This window comes from Psychromonas algicola, assembly GCF_004378355.1.
Taxonomy (GTDB): domain Bacteria; phylum Pseudomonadota; class Gammaproteobacteria; order Enterobacterales; family Psychromonadaceae; genus Psychromonas.
Genome location: NZ_SNUB01000035.1, coordinates 1 through 15,416, shown reverse-complemented (window position 1 = coordinate 15,416; position 15,416 = coordinate 1). Strand labels below are relative to the sequence as shown.

15 protein-coding genes are annotated in these 15,416 nt (G+C 36.8%); 6 read left to right on the top strand and 9 right to left on the bottom strand.

The window, feature by feature from the left end; translation table 11 throughout:
- Window positions 1-14 precede the first annotated feature (14 nt).
- The 6 genes from E2R67_RS14280 to E2R67_RS14255 form a co-directional block, all read right to left on the bottom strand.
- On the bottom strand, window positions 15-2,240 hold the full coding sequence (locus E2R67_RS14280; protein ID WP_134291627.1) for an ABC transporter permease subunit: 2,226 nt from the start codon (window positions 2,238-2,240) through the stop codon (window positions 15-17).
- Window positions 2,241-2,425: 185 nt separating this feature from the next.
- Window positions 2,426-2,782, bottom strand: coding sequence for a 50S ribosomal protein L20 (gene rplT, locus E2R67_RS14275; RefSeq protein WP_028862951.1), 357 nt, complete (start codon window positions 2,780-2,782; stop codon window positions 2,426-2,428).
- A gap of 16 nt (window positions 2,783-2,798) precedes the next feature.
- On the bottom strand, window positions 2,799-2,996 hold the full coding sequence (rpmI, locus tag E2R67_RS14270; RefSeq protein ID WP_025564055.1) for a 50S ribosomal protein L35: 198 nt from the start codon (window positions 2,994-2,996) through the stop codon (window positions 2,799-2,801).
- Window positions 2,997-3,091: 95 nt separating this feature from the next.
- A complete protein-coding gene (gene infC, locus E2R67_RS14265) occupies window positions 3,092-3,649 on the bottom strand; it encodes a translation initiation factor IF-3 (RefSeq protein ID WP_134291626.1) in 558 nt (185 codons plus the stop codon).
- A 5-nt stretch (window positions 3,650-3,654) separates the two neighbouring features.
- Complete coding sequence (thrS, locus tag E2R67_RS14260) at window positions 3,655-5,562, bottom strand: threonine--tRNA ligase (RefSeq protein WP_134291625.1); 1,908 nt, start codon at window positions 5,560-5,562, stop codon at window positions 3,655-3,657.
- Window positions 5,563-5,710: 148 nt separating this feature from the next.
- A complete protein-coding gene (locus tag E2R67_RS14255; protein WP_134291624.1) occupies window positions 5,711-5,974 on the bottom strand; it encodes a YebG family protein in 264 nt (87 codons plus the stop codon).
- Between the two features lie 155 nt (window positions 5,975-6,129).
- On the opposite strand from E2R67_RS14255, the gene E2R67_RS14250 reads away from it, so the two are divergent.
- The 4 genes from E2R67_RS14250 (at window position 6,130) to rsmF (ending at window position 11,562) form a co-directional block, all read left to right on the top strand.
- The gene (locus E2R67_RS14250; protein WP_243837033.1) at window positions 6,130-6,723 is read left to right on the top strand and encodes a paraquat-inducible protein A; all 594 of its coding nucleotides are present in this window, start codon (window positions 6,130-6,132) and stop codon (window positions 6,721-6,723) included.
- Window positions 6,716-7,348 (top strand): paraquat-inducible protein A, encoded by a 633-nt coding sequence (locus E2R67_RS14245; protein ID WP_134291623.1) that lies wholly within the window; start codon window positions 6,716-6,718, stop codon window positions 7,346-7,348. The genes E2R67_RS14250 and E2R67_RS14245 overlap by 8 nt, the downstream gene beginning before the upstream one ends.
- Window positions 7,338-10,013 (top strand): MlaD family protein, encoded by a 2,676-nt coding sequence (locus E2R67_RS14240; RefSeq protein WP_134291622.1) that lies wholly within the window; start codon window positions 7,338-7,340, stop codon window positions 10,011-10,013. The genes E2R67_RS14245 and E2R67_RS14240 overlap by 11 nt, the downstream gene beginning before the upstream one ends.
- Before the next feature lie 73 nt (window positions 10,014-10,086).
- Window positions 10,087-11,562: a 16S rRNA (cytosine(1407)-C(5))-methyltransferase RsmF gene (gene rsmF / locus E2R67_RS14235; RefSeq protein WP_134291621.1), complete on the top strand. Its 1,476-nt coding sequence runs from the start codon at window positions 10,087-10,089 to the stop codon at window positions 11,560-11,562.
- 18 nt (window positions 11,563-11,580) lie between these two features.
- Here rsmF and E2R67_RS14230 read toward each other — a convergent pair whose 3' ends face one another.
- Together E2R67_RS14230 and E2R67_RS14225 are read right to left on the bottom strand one after the other, a co-directional pair.
- A complete protein-coding gene (locus E2R67_RS14230) occupies window positions 11,581-11,805 on the bottom strand; it encodes a DUF2835 family protein (RefSeq protein ID WP_134291620.1) in 225 nt (74 codons plus the stop codon).
- A gap of 13 nt (window positions 11,806-11,818) precedes the next feature.
- Window positions 11,819-12,586 carry a methyltransferase domain-containing protein gene (locus E2R67_RS14225; protein ID WP_134291619.1) on the bottom strand — a complete coding sequence of 256 codons (768 nt, stop codon included), beginning with the start codon at window positions 12,584-12,586 and terminating at the stop codon, window positions 11,819-11,821.
- 87 nt (window positions 12,587-12,673) lie between these two features.
- Between E2R67_RS14225 and E2R67_RS14220 the strand changes: the two genes are divergently transcribed.
- Window positions 12,674-13,432, top strand: a complete 759-nt coding sequence (locus tag E2R67_RS14220) for an ElyC/SanA/YdcF family protein (protein ID WP_134291618.1) — start codon at window positions 12,674-12,676, stop codon at window positions 13,430-13,432.
- Window positions 13,433-13,484: 52 nt separating this feature from the next.
- Window positions 13,485-14,666 carry a hypothetical protein gene (locus E2R67_RS14215; protein ID WP_134291617.1) on the top strand — a complete coding sequence of 394 codons (1,182 nt, stop codon included), beginning with the start codon at window positions 13,485-13,487 and terminating at the stop codon, window positions 14,664-14,666.
- A gap of 219 nt (window positions 14,667-14,885) precedes the next feature.
- Here the strand turns inward: E2R67_RS14215 and E2R67_RS14210 are convergent, their stop codons facing one another.
- Window positions 14,886-15,218, bottom strand: coding sequence for an SMI1/KNR4 family protein (locus E2R67_RS14210; RefSeq protein WP_134291616.1), 333 nt, complete (start codon window positions 15,216-15,218; stop codon window positions 14,886-14,888).
- Between the last annotated feature and the right edge of the window lie 198 nt (window positions 15,219-15,416).

The following is a 15,416-nucleotide window of genomic DNA, read 5'->3' as shown; positions in this document are numbered from 1 at the left end:
TAATTAACTCCTATTTATAGGCTTGAATATTTTTCACGCAAACGCTGACGTACAAATTCAGCAATGGTGTTGAAGAAGAAGGTAAAGATAAACAATACAAATGCAGCAAGGAAAAGCACTCTGTAATGTGAACTACCTACCTCTGACTCAGGCATTTCCACCGCAATATTGGCAGATAATGAACGCATACCTTCAAAAATGTTCCAATCCATGATTGGTGTATTACCCGTTGCCATCAATACGATCATGGTTTCACCAACAGCACGTCCCATTCCCATCATAACCGCAGAGAAAATACCTGGACTTGCAGTCAAAATAACAACCTTAGCCAGTGTCTGCCAACGAGTGGCACCTAACGCTAACGATCCCATTGTTAAGCTTTTTGGCACACTGAATATCGCATCTTCAGCAATTGAGAAGATAGTTGGGATAACCGCAAAGCCCATCGCAATACCTACAATTAATGAATTACGTTGGTCAAAGTCAATGCCTAACTCATTAGTTAAGTATTTACGTGTGTCGCCATTAAATAACCACAATTCAAGCGTGTCACTGAACTCAATTGAAAAGTAACCAGCTAGAACAAGAATAGGAATTAACACTAATGGAATAACACCCTCGCTTACTTTGTCACTTAATGATTTTGGTAAGTTAGACCAAATCAATGCCGCTACCAAAATACTAATAGGTAAGGTGATCAATAATAAAATAATACCCGGCAGTTGATCTTCAATAATAGGTGCTAACCATAACCCAGCTAAGAAACCTAAGATAACCGTCGGTAAAGCTTCCATAATTTCAACCGTTGGCTTGATATAAGTTCTAATGCTTGGTGCCATAAAGTAGGCAGTATAGATTGCAGCTGAGATACCAATTGGCACAGCAAATAACATGGCATAAAAGGCAGCTTTAATGGTACCGAATGAAATAGGCACTAAACTCATTTTACCTTCAAAGTCATCACTTGCAGACGTTGATTGCCAAATGTATTGTGGCTCAGGGTAACCTTCGTACCAGACTTCTTGCCATAATGCAGACCAAGTAATTTCTGGGTGTTCGTTATCTAAGTGATAAAGCTGAATTGAATCTTTATCCGCCATGATAATTGCATTCGCACGAGGAGAAATAGCAACAACCAATGAACCCGCTTTAGTCATGGATTCAGTTAATAGTTCTGTTTCGCCCGTTGCGTGGAAGATAGATAACTCACCGGCTTTAGTTGTCGTTAAGAAACCTTTACGGAAGAACTCAGGGACAATACTTGTGACTTCATTTGGCGCTTGGAAATCACGTATATAGCTAAATTCACGTTTGTTTTCATTTAAGATTTCAAACCATTGGCTGATCACACCATTTTCATTCGCCACTAATAATGAACTTGCACCAGCTAACAGCTGCACTTCAGTAACATTGCTGCCTTTAGCATTAATGGTGAAAGCAGATTTAACACGAATATCATTAATATTAGAAATATCGTAAACTAATAAATTGTTGCCGCTACGAACAAATAATTTATTTAAGTTAGGCGTTAATAATAACTGGTCAACATCACTTGGAAATGAAGGTAGTTTGAATGTTTCTTGATTCCAAACCGTTTCATCTGTCATAAAGTTTACTTCGCTTGAAAGTAGCAGTAGTAAACCTTCGCCATTGCTTTGTACTGCTGCTAATGCGGCATAATCAGAATTAATTTCAAAAGCAATTTTATCCAATGCTTGATTGCTCTCTGAAACCGTAAAGTTATCTTCACCTAATGGAAACCTAACTTCAGGCGTGATCAATCGTTTGTCTTTTGGATAAGAAGTAATAAAGGTAGGTTTAATGATTTTAACTTCACCACGGCCATTAGTTAATGCAAATGCACCAGTAGAAGCCATTGTTTTAGTTAAATTATGTGTGTCAGGAAAGGCTTGATACTTAAGAAGTGACTCACCTAAATCATCTTCTCTTAATGAATAAAAGCTTAATAAACCTTGTTCATCTAGCTGATAGGCCACTTCATTTTGCTCATCTATCCCTAATGCATAGATAGCAGCATCATCTTGGCGTTGAAAAGACTGTATTTTATCTACGCTCACTGGAGCAAAAATAGGTAAAACAACGTATAAAAGATATCCGAAAATTAATAACAAAGCGACTAACACTAGAGTGCCGCCACTTGTTACGCCATATTTAACCAGCTGATCTTTGATCACTCGTTTTTTGTTCGCTTGAAGCGTTTTCGCTAAATCGCGTTCCATTTACTATCTCCACCATAATTGATGGTAAGGAGTATATGACTCTTTTGTGACAGTAATATTACAAGATTAATGAATATGAAATTTAAGGCTAAAACGAGGAGAATAAAGGGAGAGCTAGAAAATAAAATTAAAAAAAAGGAGACATTATGTCCCCTTTTTCAATACTGATTAATCAATAAAATCGATTAAGCTAGCGCTTTTTTTGCAACTTCTACTAAATGAGCAAATGTTGCTTTATCAAATACAGCGATATCAGCTAAAATCTTACGATCGATTTCAACAGAAGCCTTTTTAAGACCATTGATGAAACGGCTGTAAGATAGTCCGCTAAGACGAGATGCAGCGTTAATACGTGCGATCCATAGTTGACGGAACTGACGTTTACGTTGACGACGGTCACGGTAAGCGTATTGACCAGCTTTAGTTACTGCTTGAACCGCTACGCGATAAACACGTGAACGAGCTCCGTAATAACCTTTAGCTTGTTTTAAGACTTTTTTATGGCGTGCACGAGCTTGTACACCGCGTTTTACTCTTGGCATTTTATATATTCCTTACTTAAGCAAATGGCAACATTCTGTTGATACTTGGTACGTCTACTTTCGCTACCATGCTTTGAGCACGTAGGTGGCGTTTACGTTTAGTAGACTTCTTAGTAAGAATATGACGTAAGTGAGATTGCTTACGTTTAAAACCACCAGAAGCAGTCTTTTTAAAGCGCTTTGCAGCACCTTTGTTAGATTTCATTTTAGGCATTGCGAACTCCGCATTGTTCTAAGTTAAATTAAACCAGTAAGGCGAGTAGATAGTACGAATGTTTTCACACCCGTACGTCAACACTTCTTTATGCCTTAGCTAGCACGTTTTGGGCCAAGTACCATCACCATTTGTCGACCTTCCATTTTCGGGAAAGATTCAACAGCAGAAATTTCAGCTAAATCCGCTTTAACACGGTTTAGTAGTTCCATCCCAAGTGATTGGTGTGCCATTTCACGACCACGAAAACGTAGCGTTACTTTAGCCTTATTCCCTTCTTCAAGAAAACGAGTCAGGTTGCGTAGTTTTACCTGATAATCGCCTTCATCAGTCCCAGGACGGAATTTTATTTCCTTCAACTGAACCTGTTTCTGATTCTTTCTTTGCTCTTTTAAAGATTTACTCTTTTCAAAAAGGAATTTGCCATAGTTCATGATGCGGCAAACTGGCGGCTCAGCATTTGGACTAATTTCAACTAAATCCAAGTCTGCATCAAATGCCATGTTTTTTGCTTCTTCTAAAGAAACAATACCTACTGGTTTGCCTTCTGAATCAGAAAGACGTACGTCAGTACCAGTTATTTCATCGTTTAAACGATGTTTATTGCCCGATTGAGGGGCTTTTTTTGCACCTTTTATAACAAATTCCTCCAAATAATTTATGAACGTGTGATGATTTCTTGTTTTACATGATTAACAAAGTCGTCAACCTGCATCTTACCAAGATCATCACCCTTACGAGTTCTTACTGCTACTTCGTTTGCTTCGACCTCTTGGTCACCCACAACTAATAAGTAAGGAACACGCTTTAATGTATGCTCGCGGATTTTAAAGCCTATCTTCTCATTTCTCAAGTCCGAAATTGCTCTAATACCCGATTTTTTCAATTTATTTACGACTTCAGTGACAAAATCAGACTGTTTGTCTGTAATATTCATCACAACCACCTGTTGAGGTGATAACCAAGTAGGATAAACGCCTGCGTATTCTTCAGTTAATATTCCGATGAAACGCTCTAAAGAACCAAGAATGGCACGATGGATCATAACAGGGGTATGACGTTCGTTATCTTCACCAACATAAGTGGCGTCTAAACGACCCGGCATTGAAAAATCTAATTGGATTGTACCACATTGCCACGCACGACCTAAACAATCATGTAAAGTAAATTCGATTTTAGGACCATAGAAAGCACCTTCACCTGGTAAGTAATCGAATTTCACGCCATTTTCATCTAACGCGTTAGCTAATGCCGCTTCTGATTTATCCCACGTTGCATCATCACCCACACGTTTTTCTGGACGAGTCGATAATTTCACTTCGATATCTTCAAAGCCGAATGTTTTATAGCATTCAAATACCATGTTGATACATGCAGATACTTCTTCAAGTATTTGTGCTTCAGTACAGAAGATATGTGCGTCATCTTGTGTGAAACCACGAACACGCATTAATCCATGTAATGAACCCGATGGTTCGTTACGATGACATGAACCAAATTCAGATAAACGCAATGGTAAATCACGGTATGATTTCAAACCTTGGTTAAAGATTTGCACATGACCCGGACAGTTCATTGGTTTGATTGCATAATCACGGTTTTCACTGCATGTACAGAACATGCCGTCTTTATATTTATCCCAGTGACCTGATTTTTCCCATAAAGAACGATCTAAAATTTGTGGTGCTTTTACTTCTTGGTAACCAAAGGCAACCGTTTGCTCACGAATATAACTTTCAAGTTCGCGGAAGATAGTCCAACCATTTGGATGCCAGAACACCATACCCGGCGCTTCTTCTTGCATATGGTAAAGGTCTAACTGTTTACCAATTTTACGGTGATCACGTTTAGCCGCTTCTTCTAAGCGTTTTAAATAAGCATTTAATTGCTTTTTATCAGCCCATGCTGTGCCGTAAATACGTTGCAGCATTTTATTGTCAGAATCTGCACGCCAGTATGCACCAGATACTTTCATTAATTTAAACCACTGGCTGAATTTCATCATTGGTACGTGTGGACCACGACACATATCAACATATTCTTCATGATGATATAAACCAGGACGGTCGTCTTTATCGATGCCTTCTAAAATTTCTAATTTATAAGGTTCATTACGCTCTTTAAAAACAGCAATTGCTTCATCTACTGACACTTTCTTTTTAACAACTTGGTAATTTGTTTTTACCAACTGTTGCATGCGTTTTTCGATTTTAGCTAACTCTTCTTCATTGATGGTGACATCAAGATCCACGTCATAGTAGAAACCATTATCAATGGTTGGTCCTATTGCCATTTTTGCATCTGGGTACAGTTGCTTAATTGCGTGACCTAATAAATGCGCACATGAATGACGTAATATTTCTAAACCTTCATCATCTTTAGCGGTGATAATGGCAACACTTGCATCGTGATCGATTGGATCGCAAGCATCCACTAATTTTCCATCTACACGTCCAGCGATACAGGCTTTTGCAAGTCCAGGACCGATATCCGCAGCGATTTCCATTATAGAAGTAGTGTTGTCAAATTGACGTTGATTTCCATCGGGAAGAGTAATAATTGGCATGCTAAATTCCTCACAGTGATGCTTCCAACCAAAAAGCATATGTATTTAATAAAAATTGAGGAGCGTATTTTAATGTATTAAAGAGCACAATAAAAGCATCTAAGTTTAATTTATTGCTTAATTTATTAATGCCCTTTTAATATCTTATTTATTTCTTCGGTTTTTCTTCAGTTTCAGCTTTAAATTGCTGTCCTTTAAATAGGTTTTGTAATACATCTTTATTGCTTGCTACATACAAACCTAACTCTTCAAGTTGTTGATCATCTAAAGAGACAGGACTTTCACTTAAGAACAGTGAAATTTGATCTGCACTATCAAGCATTTTATCGTACGCATCAGCTTCTTTCTTACTGGTAAAGGTCATTTTCTCAACACCTTTTCTTTCTACAATGTATTTAATGATGACTGCCATGGAGGCCTCTTTTTTATATCTAAGTAATCATGGTTTTATATACAGTACTATTGTTTTTTTAATAATGCAACTTTTGTTATATTAAAATTAATTTGCTATCTTACGCGAATGTTAAATGTCATTAACAATTGACCTATTCAAATGGACAAAAAAGAATGGATACTATTATTTGTAATCATTGCGATATGGTCTCGACACGCCCTATTTTAAGGTCCGGCCAGGTAGCAAAATGCCCACGCTGTCATCGTGCTTTTTTTAAAACAAATACGCTAAAAGCCAACAAAATGTTTGCCCTTGCAATTACTGCATTAATTTTAATCATCCCAGCTTTTACTTTTCCACTGATGTCTATTCATTTATTAGGGATCACTGAAGGAGCCAATTTATTACAGGGTGCATTAATGATGATTGAAGGTGCACCTGTTGTTACTTTTGTGATTTTATTTTGTGCCGTGTTAGTGCCAACGTTATTAACGCTCTGTATTGCTTATAGTAGTGCCAGTATTATGCTGGGTAAGCGCCCTCCTTTATTGGGTTATGTATTAAAATTAACAAGCTCATTGATTCATTGGTCTATGCTAGATGTTTATTTGATTAGCTTATTGGTGTCTGCGGTAAAAATCACCAGTGATGCTGATGTTTATTTTAGCAGTGGATTGTGCTTTTTTGTTGTATTGTTAATAGTGAACATCACTTTAATCAGCGAATATAGCAGTACCAAATATTGGAAATATTTACGTAATGAATGAGCCATTAACGCCCGGAATCAGCGCAATACAACAAGATAGGCAAGTTTGCCTTGTTTGTAATATGGACAGCTCAATTAGTGAAAACCCAGAAATTTGTCCTTGTTGCCATAGTGATATCGCCCCGCGTATTAAACGTAGCCAACAAAAAACATGGGCATTATTAATTACTGCAATGATCTTTATTATTCCTGCAAACGTTTATCCTATTACTTATTTATTAAAAAATAGCACTTTATATCCTGATACTATTTATTCAGGTCTTATTACTTTAATAAGAAATGACCAAGAAGGTATTGCCCTGATTGTATTCATCGCATCTATTTTAGTGCCCATTTTCAAAATATTAGCCCTCGCTTTTATTGCACTTACGGTTCATTTCAGATGGCAACTGAACCCTAAAAAACAATTTATTGCTTTTTCAATTGTGGAATGGGTCGGACGTTGGTCTATACTCGACTTATTCGTCATTTCAATCATGGTCGCCGTCTTTGATAAAGGGAGCCTTGTATCGGTTTACCCGGGGATTGCAGCTACATCATTCACCATAGTCGTAATAACGACATTATTCGCCGCAGAGAGTTTTGATACTCGTTTAATTTGGGATTCCAACAACAATGCAAAATAACCCTTCTTCTGAGCCAATTATCTCTAAATCTTATGCGATTTCTCCTATTTGGTTTCTGCCTTTCATTGCAGCGATCCTTGGTCTTTGGATATTATTTCAAAATATTACACACAGTAATAAAGAAATTAAGATCCACTTTAATCATGTTGAAAGCATTATCGTCGATAAAACCAAAGTTCGTTACAAAGGCGTGATTATCGGCACTGTCAAAAAAGTAGAATTAGACGAAGTCGATGGCGTGAATGTCTTTGCAGAGATTGAGTCGCATGCGGCATTTTTGCTCAAGGAAAGCAGTCAATTTTGGCTAGTCTCACCGAAAGCAACATTAACGTCTATTTCAGGCTTAGATACACTTTTTTCAGGGAGTTATATTAGCTTATTACCCGGTGAAGGTGAGCCAGAAACTGAATTTACAGCCATGGCAGAACAACCCATTAATGTGCCAGACAATGCCTTGCTATTAAACTTTAAAAGCGACAATGCAGCTGCAAACAATGTGGGAACTCCTATCTTTTTCAAAAAAATTCAAGTGGGTGAAATTGCAGCTCTACGCTTAGATAGTTCAGGCCAGTTCGTTAACATGCAAGCCTTTATTGAAAGTAAATACAGCTCACTGGTTAAACAAAATAGTCAATTTTGGAATATCAGTGGATTGAACGCCAATATCTCTCGTGCAGGAATTGATTTTAAACTGGATAACTTAACCTCATTAATCGCAGGTGGCATTACTTTTAGTAGCCCAGAGAATTCGGCCCCAGCAGCTAAAGGCCAACAATATGAATTATTTGATAATATAGAAGCCAGCCAACAAGGTTTAAGCATTACCATTAAAATGAATAACACCAATAACTTAACCAATGGTGCTGGTATATTATTCAAAGGTCATGGCATTGGTCGAATTAACACCATTCGTTACGATAATAGCAGTCAGTCTTTCATTGCACAGGCGACCATTAACCCTGCATTCTCAGAGCTTGTCACTGAAAACTCACAATTCTGGTTAGAAAAAACATCCCTTTCATTTTCTAATATCAAGAACTTAGGCAATATTATTACAGGCGATTATGTTGGTTTTTCACATAGCGAAAATTACCAACAAGAAAAACAGAAGAAAACATTCACATTACGAAACCATCAAATAATTGATGACCAATACCTAACAATTACCTTAATTGCTGATGATGCGAATGGATTAACCGAAGGTGCAACTGTCAGTTATAAAGGTCTAACCATTGGTAACATCAACTCCCTTGCGTTAACCGATGACAATAAACAAATACAAGCCAAGTTAAATATTAATAGCCAATACCAATATTTGGTTAATGCTGACAGTAAATTTTACGCGCTGAGTGGCATTGACTTTAAAGCCTCTTTGCAAGGTGTCGAAGTTAATAGCAAACCATTACAAAATGTTATTCAAGGCGGTATTGCCTTATTTAATAAAACACAGGTTAATAATCCTCAGGTCAGCAATAAAAAGCAAAAACTTAAAGCAAACCAGTTATTCTATTTATATCCCTCAAAAGAAATGGCGATATTAGGTAAGAATATCTTTTCAAAACCTTTAACGGTAGCTTTATTAAGCCGAGATCTACCTTCAGTAAGCGTGGGCTCACCAGTTTACTACCACAAATTAAAAGTAGGTGAAGTCAGTCAATTACAGCTACATGAATCAGGACAGATGGAAACAAGCCTTGATATTAATGCGCAATTTAGACACCTTGTTACCGATAAAACCGTATTCTGGGATGTCAGTGGTTTTCAAGTTAACGCTGGTATTTCCGGAGTAGAAATTAACGCAGATTCATTGTTAGCGATTGCCGCTGGCGGTATTGCTTTAGAAATATCTACTGCCATGACCAATAATAAAATCAATGAGCAGCAATATCGTTTATTTGATAATTACAAGCAAGCCACCTTGCCTCCTAAACAATTAACCTTAACTTACGATCAAGCCTTTGATTTAAAAGTAGGTAATAAGGTGAAATTAAAAGGATTAGAAATAGGTAAAATCAGTGAACTCACACTCACTGACAACAACACAGTAGAAGCGACACTGGACATTGATAACCTCTATTTTGATAAAATTGCAAAACAAGGCAGTCGCTTTTGGATCGTTCGCAGTGATATTTCATTAGCAGGCGCTAAAAACTTAGCAACATTAGTAAGCGGTGTATTTATTAATGTTTCTCCAGGAACCGGTGAAGTTAAAACTGCATTTAATGGTGAACATAACGAACCATTATTAGCGCCAGATAAAGCCGGTTTACCAATTATATTAATCGCGAATAATGTCGGTTCCGCAAATGTTGGAAGTCCTATTTATCATCGACAAATCAAAATTGGAGAGATAATAGAAAATCGCTTTAATGCACAAGCATCTGGTGTTGAAATCGTATTAAATATTTATCCTGAATTCTCACATTTGATCCGTAAAAACAGTGTATTCTGGCCTGCTTCAGGCTTTAGTATTGATGTCGGCCTTACAGGTGCTGCTTTAAAGGCTACCTCTTTAGCATCGATTGTAAAAGGCGGTATCAATATGAGTACACCAGATACAACTTCGCTTAAGGCGGCAAGTGAGCCTTATGATAAATTTACGTTAAGAACAAGCACAGATAAAGATTGGGCACAATGGAAGTTAAAAATTCCTAAAAATAATTAAAAACAACTGAAAACCCCAATCAATAGGCTATACTGCGCGCACTTTCTAGTGCGCGTTTTTGTAAGGAAAATCTATGGACGACAATACTTTTATTCCAACTGCATTCATCGAAAAAATGTCAACAATCTTACCTGAGCATTTAAATATTGATGATTTAATCGCAGCTTGCCGCCGCCCATTACGACGCGCTATTCGTGTTAACACGCTTAAAATTAGTGTTGAACAGTTCCTTATACTCGCAGCGGAAAAAAGCTGGGAATTAACACCTGTGCCTTGGTGTGCAGAAGGTTTTTGGATTGAAAGAAAAGTTGATAATGAAAGCACGCCGATTGGTAATACCGCAGAGCATCTAGCAGGTTTATTTTATGTGCAAGAAGCCAGTTCAATGATGCCAGTATCAGCCCTTTTCCATCATTTTGACCAAGTTAACGATGCAACACTATTAGATGCCGCTGCTGCACCAGGTTCAAAAACAACTCAACTGGCAGCTCGACTTAATAACCAAGGGTTAATCATTGCTAATGAATACTCTTCGAGTCGTATTAAAATGTTACATGCAAACATTCAACGCTGTGGCATTAAAAATGTGGCGTTAACGCATTTTGATGCTGCCGTATTTGGTCAATGGTTACCTAATACCTTCGACGCCATTTTATTGGATGCCCCCTGCTCTGGTGAAGGAACCGTGCGTAAAGATAAATTGGCAATGAAAAATTGGGATCAAAGTGCAATTGAAAGTATTTCATCAACACAAAAATCATTAATTGAAAGTGCATTTCAAGCCTTAAAACCCGATGGTATTATGGTTTATTCAACTTGTACTTTGAGCCTAGAAGAAAACCAAGAAGTTTGTTTGCATCTACAACAAACCTATCCAGAGCAAGTTGAATTTTTACCATTAAACAAGTTATTCGAAGACGCAGAAAAAACAGTCACAGAGCAAGGCTTTTTACATATTTGGCCGCAGGTTTATGACACTGAAGGTTTTTTTGTCGCAGCCATTAAAAAGACAGATTATGTAGAAAGCCCACAAGCCAAAAAACGCTTAGGAAAATTCCCATTCCAACCAGCTTCTCAACAGGTAACAGACAGTTTGTATCAATACTTTGACCAGCAATTTTCTATCACAGAAATTCAAGGAACATTATATCAACGTGACGATGAATTTTGGCTATTCCCAGACAACATCATTCCGTTAATCAATGAACTTAGATTTTCTCGTTTAGGTATTAAAATCGCAGAGCAATTTGGGAAAGGACGCAAATCTGGCTTTAAGACCACGCATGAGTTTGCAACTTGTTACGGAGAACAATGTACAGTAACGATAGCATTACAAGCCCATCAAGCGAGAGAATACTTTCAAGGTCGCGATATTCATGACATTGACACCGCAGGCTCTAAAGGTGAAGTAATGTTAAGTTATCAAGGTTATGTAATTGGATTGGGGAAATCACTGGATAACCGCATTAAAAACAGCTTGCCGAGAGACTTGATTATCGATAAGAATTTGTTTGAGTGTAATGGCGAAACAGTGAATTTATTAAAGTAGATTCAGTGCATTGAAAGGTTAACTATGCAAACAGATTAACTGTTGGAATTTATTTTCATCAGTTAATTGCAGCTCAAAATACCCTCGAACACCTAATTGCGTAAAGTGGGGAACAAAACGCATTGCAGGCAATTGAATCATTAGCCCTTCTTCACTACGCACTTTAACAACCGTATTAGGAATGCGATAAAGCTTTTCAAATTCCTGATAACTGATTTGTATTCTAAAGTGATAACATTTCATTTCATTGCACTTCCTATCTTTTAGCAAGGGTCAGGTGAGTATAACGGCCCAATGAAGCGTACGGCTCAAGCTGACAATACTTTTTTTCCATTTCCAATAGTTGCTCAAAATGGCTTTCGGTAATTTCTGGTGACTTCATATAATCATGCAATACGCGTACACCCGTTTTCTGTAAAACAGTCATATTTACTTCGTTTAACCAATCCATCACATCGCATTCAAATAAAGGGTTTGTTGGCGATAATCGCACCACTTTCTTACGTGGCATCCCTAATTCAACAAAATCCAAATTGCCAGAAACAAGGTTAAAAAATCGCTGTGCTTCCTTGTTATAAAACATCAACGAGACTAATCCCTCTTTATCTAACCAATTCAATAAAGTATGTAAGGTTTGCTTAGGCTCGGCTAACCATTCTAAAACAGCATGATTTAAAATTAAATCAAATTTACCATCACAATGCAGCTCTAAGCTCTGAATTGACCCATGAATAATCTCAACATTATTGCGATAAGGTTTGTCAGAGAGTTGTTCAGCAGCAATCTTTAATAGCTCACCAGAAATGTCGCATAAGGTCACTTGATGTCCTAATGCGGCTAATTTTTGGCTAAAATATCCAAACCCTCCGCCCGCATCCAGTATTCTTAATTTAGGTTTGTTTAAACGCGTTAAGCAATCTAACAATTCTCGCCACACTATTTCTTTACGGATCTGCCCTTTATAGCTGCCATAAATATTATTAACAAATTTTTGTGCGATTGGATCAAAGTTATGGTCTGTCACTAAGTTACTTTCTCATTTACTTGAGTACTATTAAGCATTTATTATACGTTAACTAGTCCTCAAATCGAGATAAGCAAAAGGCGAAACATGTTATTTATCATTAAAAAATGGATTGGTGCATTATTAATGCCCTTACCTTTTGCACTGTGCATTTTATTTATTAGTTTATTACTCTTATTTTTTACACAAAAGCAAAAGCTTGCCAAAACACTCGCGCTATTCAGTTTTATCATCTTATTTACTTTTAGTGTATTACCAACAGTTTATTATTTAAGTAAACCGTTAGAAAGAAAATATCCACCGCTGTTAGTAGCAGAACAATCCTTAGATTATATTTTAGTATTAGGATCGTCAGGCGTACATGACCAAACACTCCCCATCACCGGGCAGTTATCAACGACTGCATTAACACGATTCAGTGAAGTATTGCGCCTTTATTACGCAAACCCAAATGCAACTATCGTCGTATCAGGTTCAGGGTTTGGAGACAGTAAAAGCCATGCAGAATTATTACAGGAATTAGCCACCAGCTTTTCAATACCAGCGAATAGAATAATACGGTTAGATGAAACCAAAGACACGCATCAAGAAGCACAACAAATGTCAGTACTCATTAACGGCAAAAAAGCCGCATTAGTGACGTCAGCCACACATATGCCAAGAGCGATGCAATTATTCGAACACTATAATGCTTTTCCAATTCCAGCTCCTACACAGTACTTAGCGAAAACCAATCAACATGATTTACCTGCTTATTATTATATTCCCTCGGCTTATCAAGCCTATAAAGCAGAAACTGCATTTCATGAGTATTTAGGTGGGTTACAGCGATGGTTGGTTAATTAAAAATAAATATAAAATTGCGGAAAATTAAGTATTTTTAAAGGAAACAGTAACTTTGAATTATAACGAATACGAGCCAACAGCTTGGAAAGGCGAAATACCTGAAAGTCTTGATATTATTGATGATGTCAAACAAGAATTACCCAAAAAAGATAGGCCGCCAGCAATATTAAAAACTTTCTCTAATATAACAGGCTGGATTTTAATAATTGGTTATTTAGGAGCCAGTCTTACGTTTTTTGTTGCTATAGCAGGTTTATTTTTAAATGGTTTGAATTGGTCTTATATCCAAGAAGATCCTGTAACAATTTATGTGTTAGTTATTTTTTCTTTTTTTATCGTACTCATCTTGGCATCACTACCTTACTCGCTGTTTTTTGCTCATAAGTACGGTAGATATATTAATAATAATTTTAAGTTTTCATCTTTATTTAATGAAACGCTTTATACACAACTTCCCTATCCGAAAGAATTTCCTCTGTTACCTTTTAAAATGTTTAATTTAAAATACATCCGTCCCAAAGATTGGAAGCAATATCGTCGATATATGTTTCCTAATTTTACATGGGATGAAACATGTTTAACTCATTATAAATTTCACCAAAAGACAAGATATACACTATTGAGAACCATAAATTATTTTAATTTGGCTATTTTGTTGGTTTATTTTCCTATTACTATTCTCCAATACTTTTTTGATGCTATTTACTTACCGGTTTACCTGCCATTAATGCTTCTTTCAGTTTCATTATTTATTGTTACTCGGTTTACCAACAAGATAGGTAAAGTATACGCAGACATCATATTAAATCGACGTGACGGATACATTACTTTTAATAGTGTTCAGCAGCAGGAATGGAAGTGTCACTTCAGTGAAATTAATGCTTATATTGAACAATTTCATACAAGACGTTCAGGTAAAAAAATGCATTGCTTAATGTTAGCGCCAAGAGCACCATTAAAGGGCTCAAGAACTCAACTTTCTTTACAATATGGATGGAGCCAGCACAGCACTGAAGATGTTACCAAGCTATGGCAAGTTATCAGTCAATTTATGAATGTTACATTGCCTCTTCCTTTTGTTGTACCACTTGAAGATGTGAGAGACAAAGATCCAACGACTCAAAAAACACCCGTTAAAAATAGTCAATTAGTAAACTTACAATCATTAGAGTATGAAGAATACAAAGCCTTATTGGAAGATAGTGTCCATTTAAAATTAGATATTGATGATTAAAAACGTATTAATAATTTTAAATTTAACTAAGAAGCTTTTTATTATAAAAGCCTATTTTAGAAAATAGTTGTTAATTTTATATCGCTGCCCCATTCAGAGGGTTTAAAAACTTCGTATAACATGGATTATTTTAACGTGTAGAAGCTCTTTAGGAGCATGGGTTTTTAATTTAGAAAAGAAAATAAACGCGGACATATATGGACGCTTCTTCTTGTTCTCTTATAAGGAAAAATAAGAAGCCTTCCAAGAAGTAAAGCAATCAAACACTTGCTCTGCTTCGTCGGGTTCCATTACTCCATGGTCCACAATAAAGACCTGAGGGTCATCATCAGAAAACGAAATTATAATGGCTCGACCGCCACCATCATCACCAATAGCTATCCAACCTGGCGCATATTCTTTAGTTTCATAACACTCATTACGTTCAATAAGATCTTCAACACCATACAGAAACACATCACCAAAATGACCTCCACCAACTTCAAGCATGAATTCCCTATAAGCTTTAGGTAGTTTATTTAAAAAGTATTCTTCGATGTGCGTAAAATTCATTGTGCCACTACAGTCTTGACTACGAGAGAACGTCCATATATGTCCACAACTTCGCGCTTCTCACTAAAATAAGAGACATAACGCAAAGTTAACGTGCCAAAACCGCGCAGCGTTTTTGGTCACTTTTGAACGTTTTGTTATGTGCGTACTAAAGACATTGGGACGAACCTAATTCCATTGAACTCGGCTTCTTCACCT

Excerpts from the sequence above, each read along its gene's own strand:
- E2R67_RS14255 (WP_134291624.1), bottom strand. The coding sequence starts at position 5,974 with ATGGCAGTCATCATTAAATACATTGTAGAAAGAAAAGGTGTTGAGAAA.
- E2R67_RS14210 (WP_134291616.1), bottom strand. The coding sequence starts at position 15,218 with ATGAATTTTACGCACATCGAAGAATACTTTTTAAATAAACTACCTAAA.
- rpmI (WP_025564055.1), bottom strand. The coding sequence starts at position 2,996 with ATGCCTAAAATGAAATCTAACAAAGGTGCTGCAAAGCGCTTTAAAAAG.
- E2R67_RS14250 (WP_243837033.1), top strand. The coding sequence starts at position 6,130 with ATGGATACTATTATTTGTAATCATTGCGATATGGTCTCGACACGCCCT.
- E2R67_RS14230 (WP_134291620.1), bottom strand. The coding sequence starts at position 11,805 with ATGAAATGTTATCACTTTAGAATACAAATCAGTTATCAGGAATTTGAA.
- rplT (WP_028862951.1), bottom strand. The coding sequence starts at position 2,782 with ATGCCAAGAGTAAAACGCGGTGTACAAGCTCGTGCACGCCATAAAAAA.
- E2R67_RS14280 (WP_134291627.1), bottom strand. The coding sequence starts at position 2,240 with ATGGAACGCGATTTAGCGAAAACGCTTCAAGCGAACAAAAAACGAGTG.
- E2R67_RS14245 (WP_134291623.1), top strand. The coding sequence starts at position 6,716 with ATGAATGAGCCATTAACGCCCGGAATCAGCGCAATACAACAAGATAGG.
- thrS (WP_134291625.1), bottom strand. The coding sequence starts at position 5,562 with ATGCCAATTATTACTCTTCCCGATGGAAATCAACGTCAATTTGACAAC.
- E2R67_RS14240 (WP_134291622.1), top strand. The coding sequence starts at position 7,338 with ATGCAAAATAACCCTTCTTCTGAGCCAATTATCTCTAAATCTTATGCG.
- E2R67_RS14220 (WP_134291618.1), top strand. The coding sequence starts at position 12,674 with ATGTTATTTATCATTAAAAAATGGATTGGTGCATTATTAATGCCCTTA.
- rsmF (WP_134291621.1), top strand. The coding sequence starts at position 10,087 with ATGGACGACAATACTTTTATTCCAACTGCATTCATCGAAAAAATGTCA.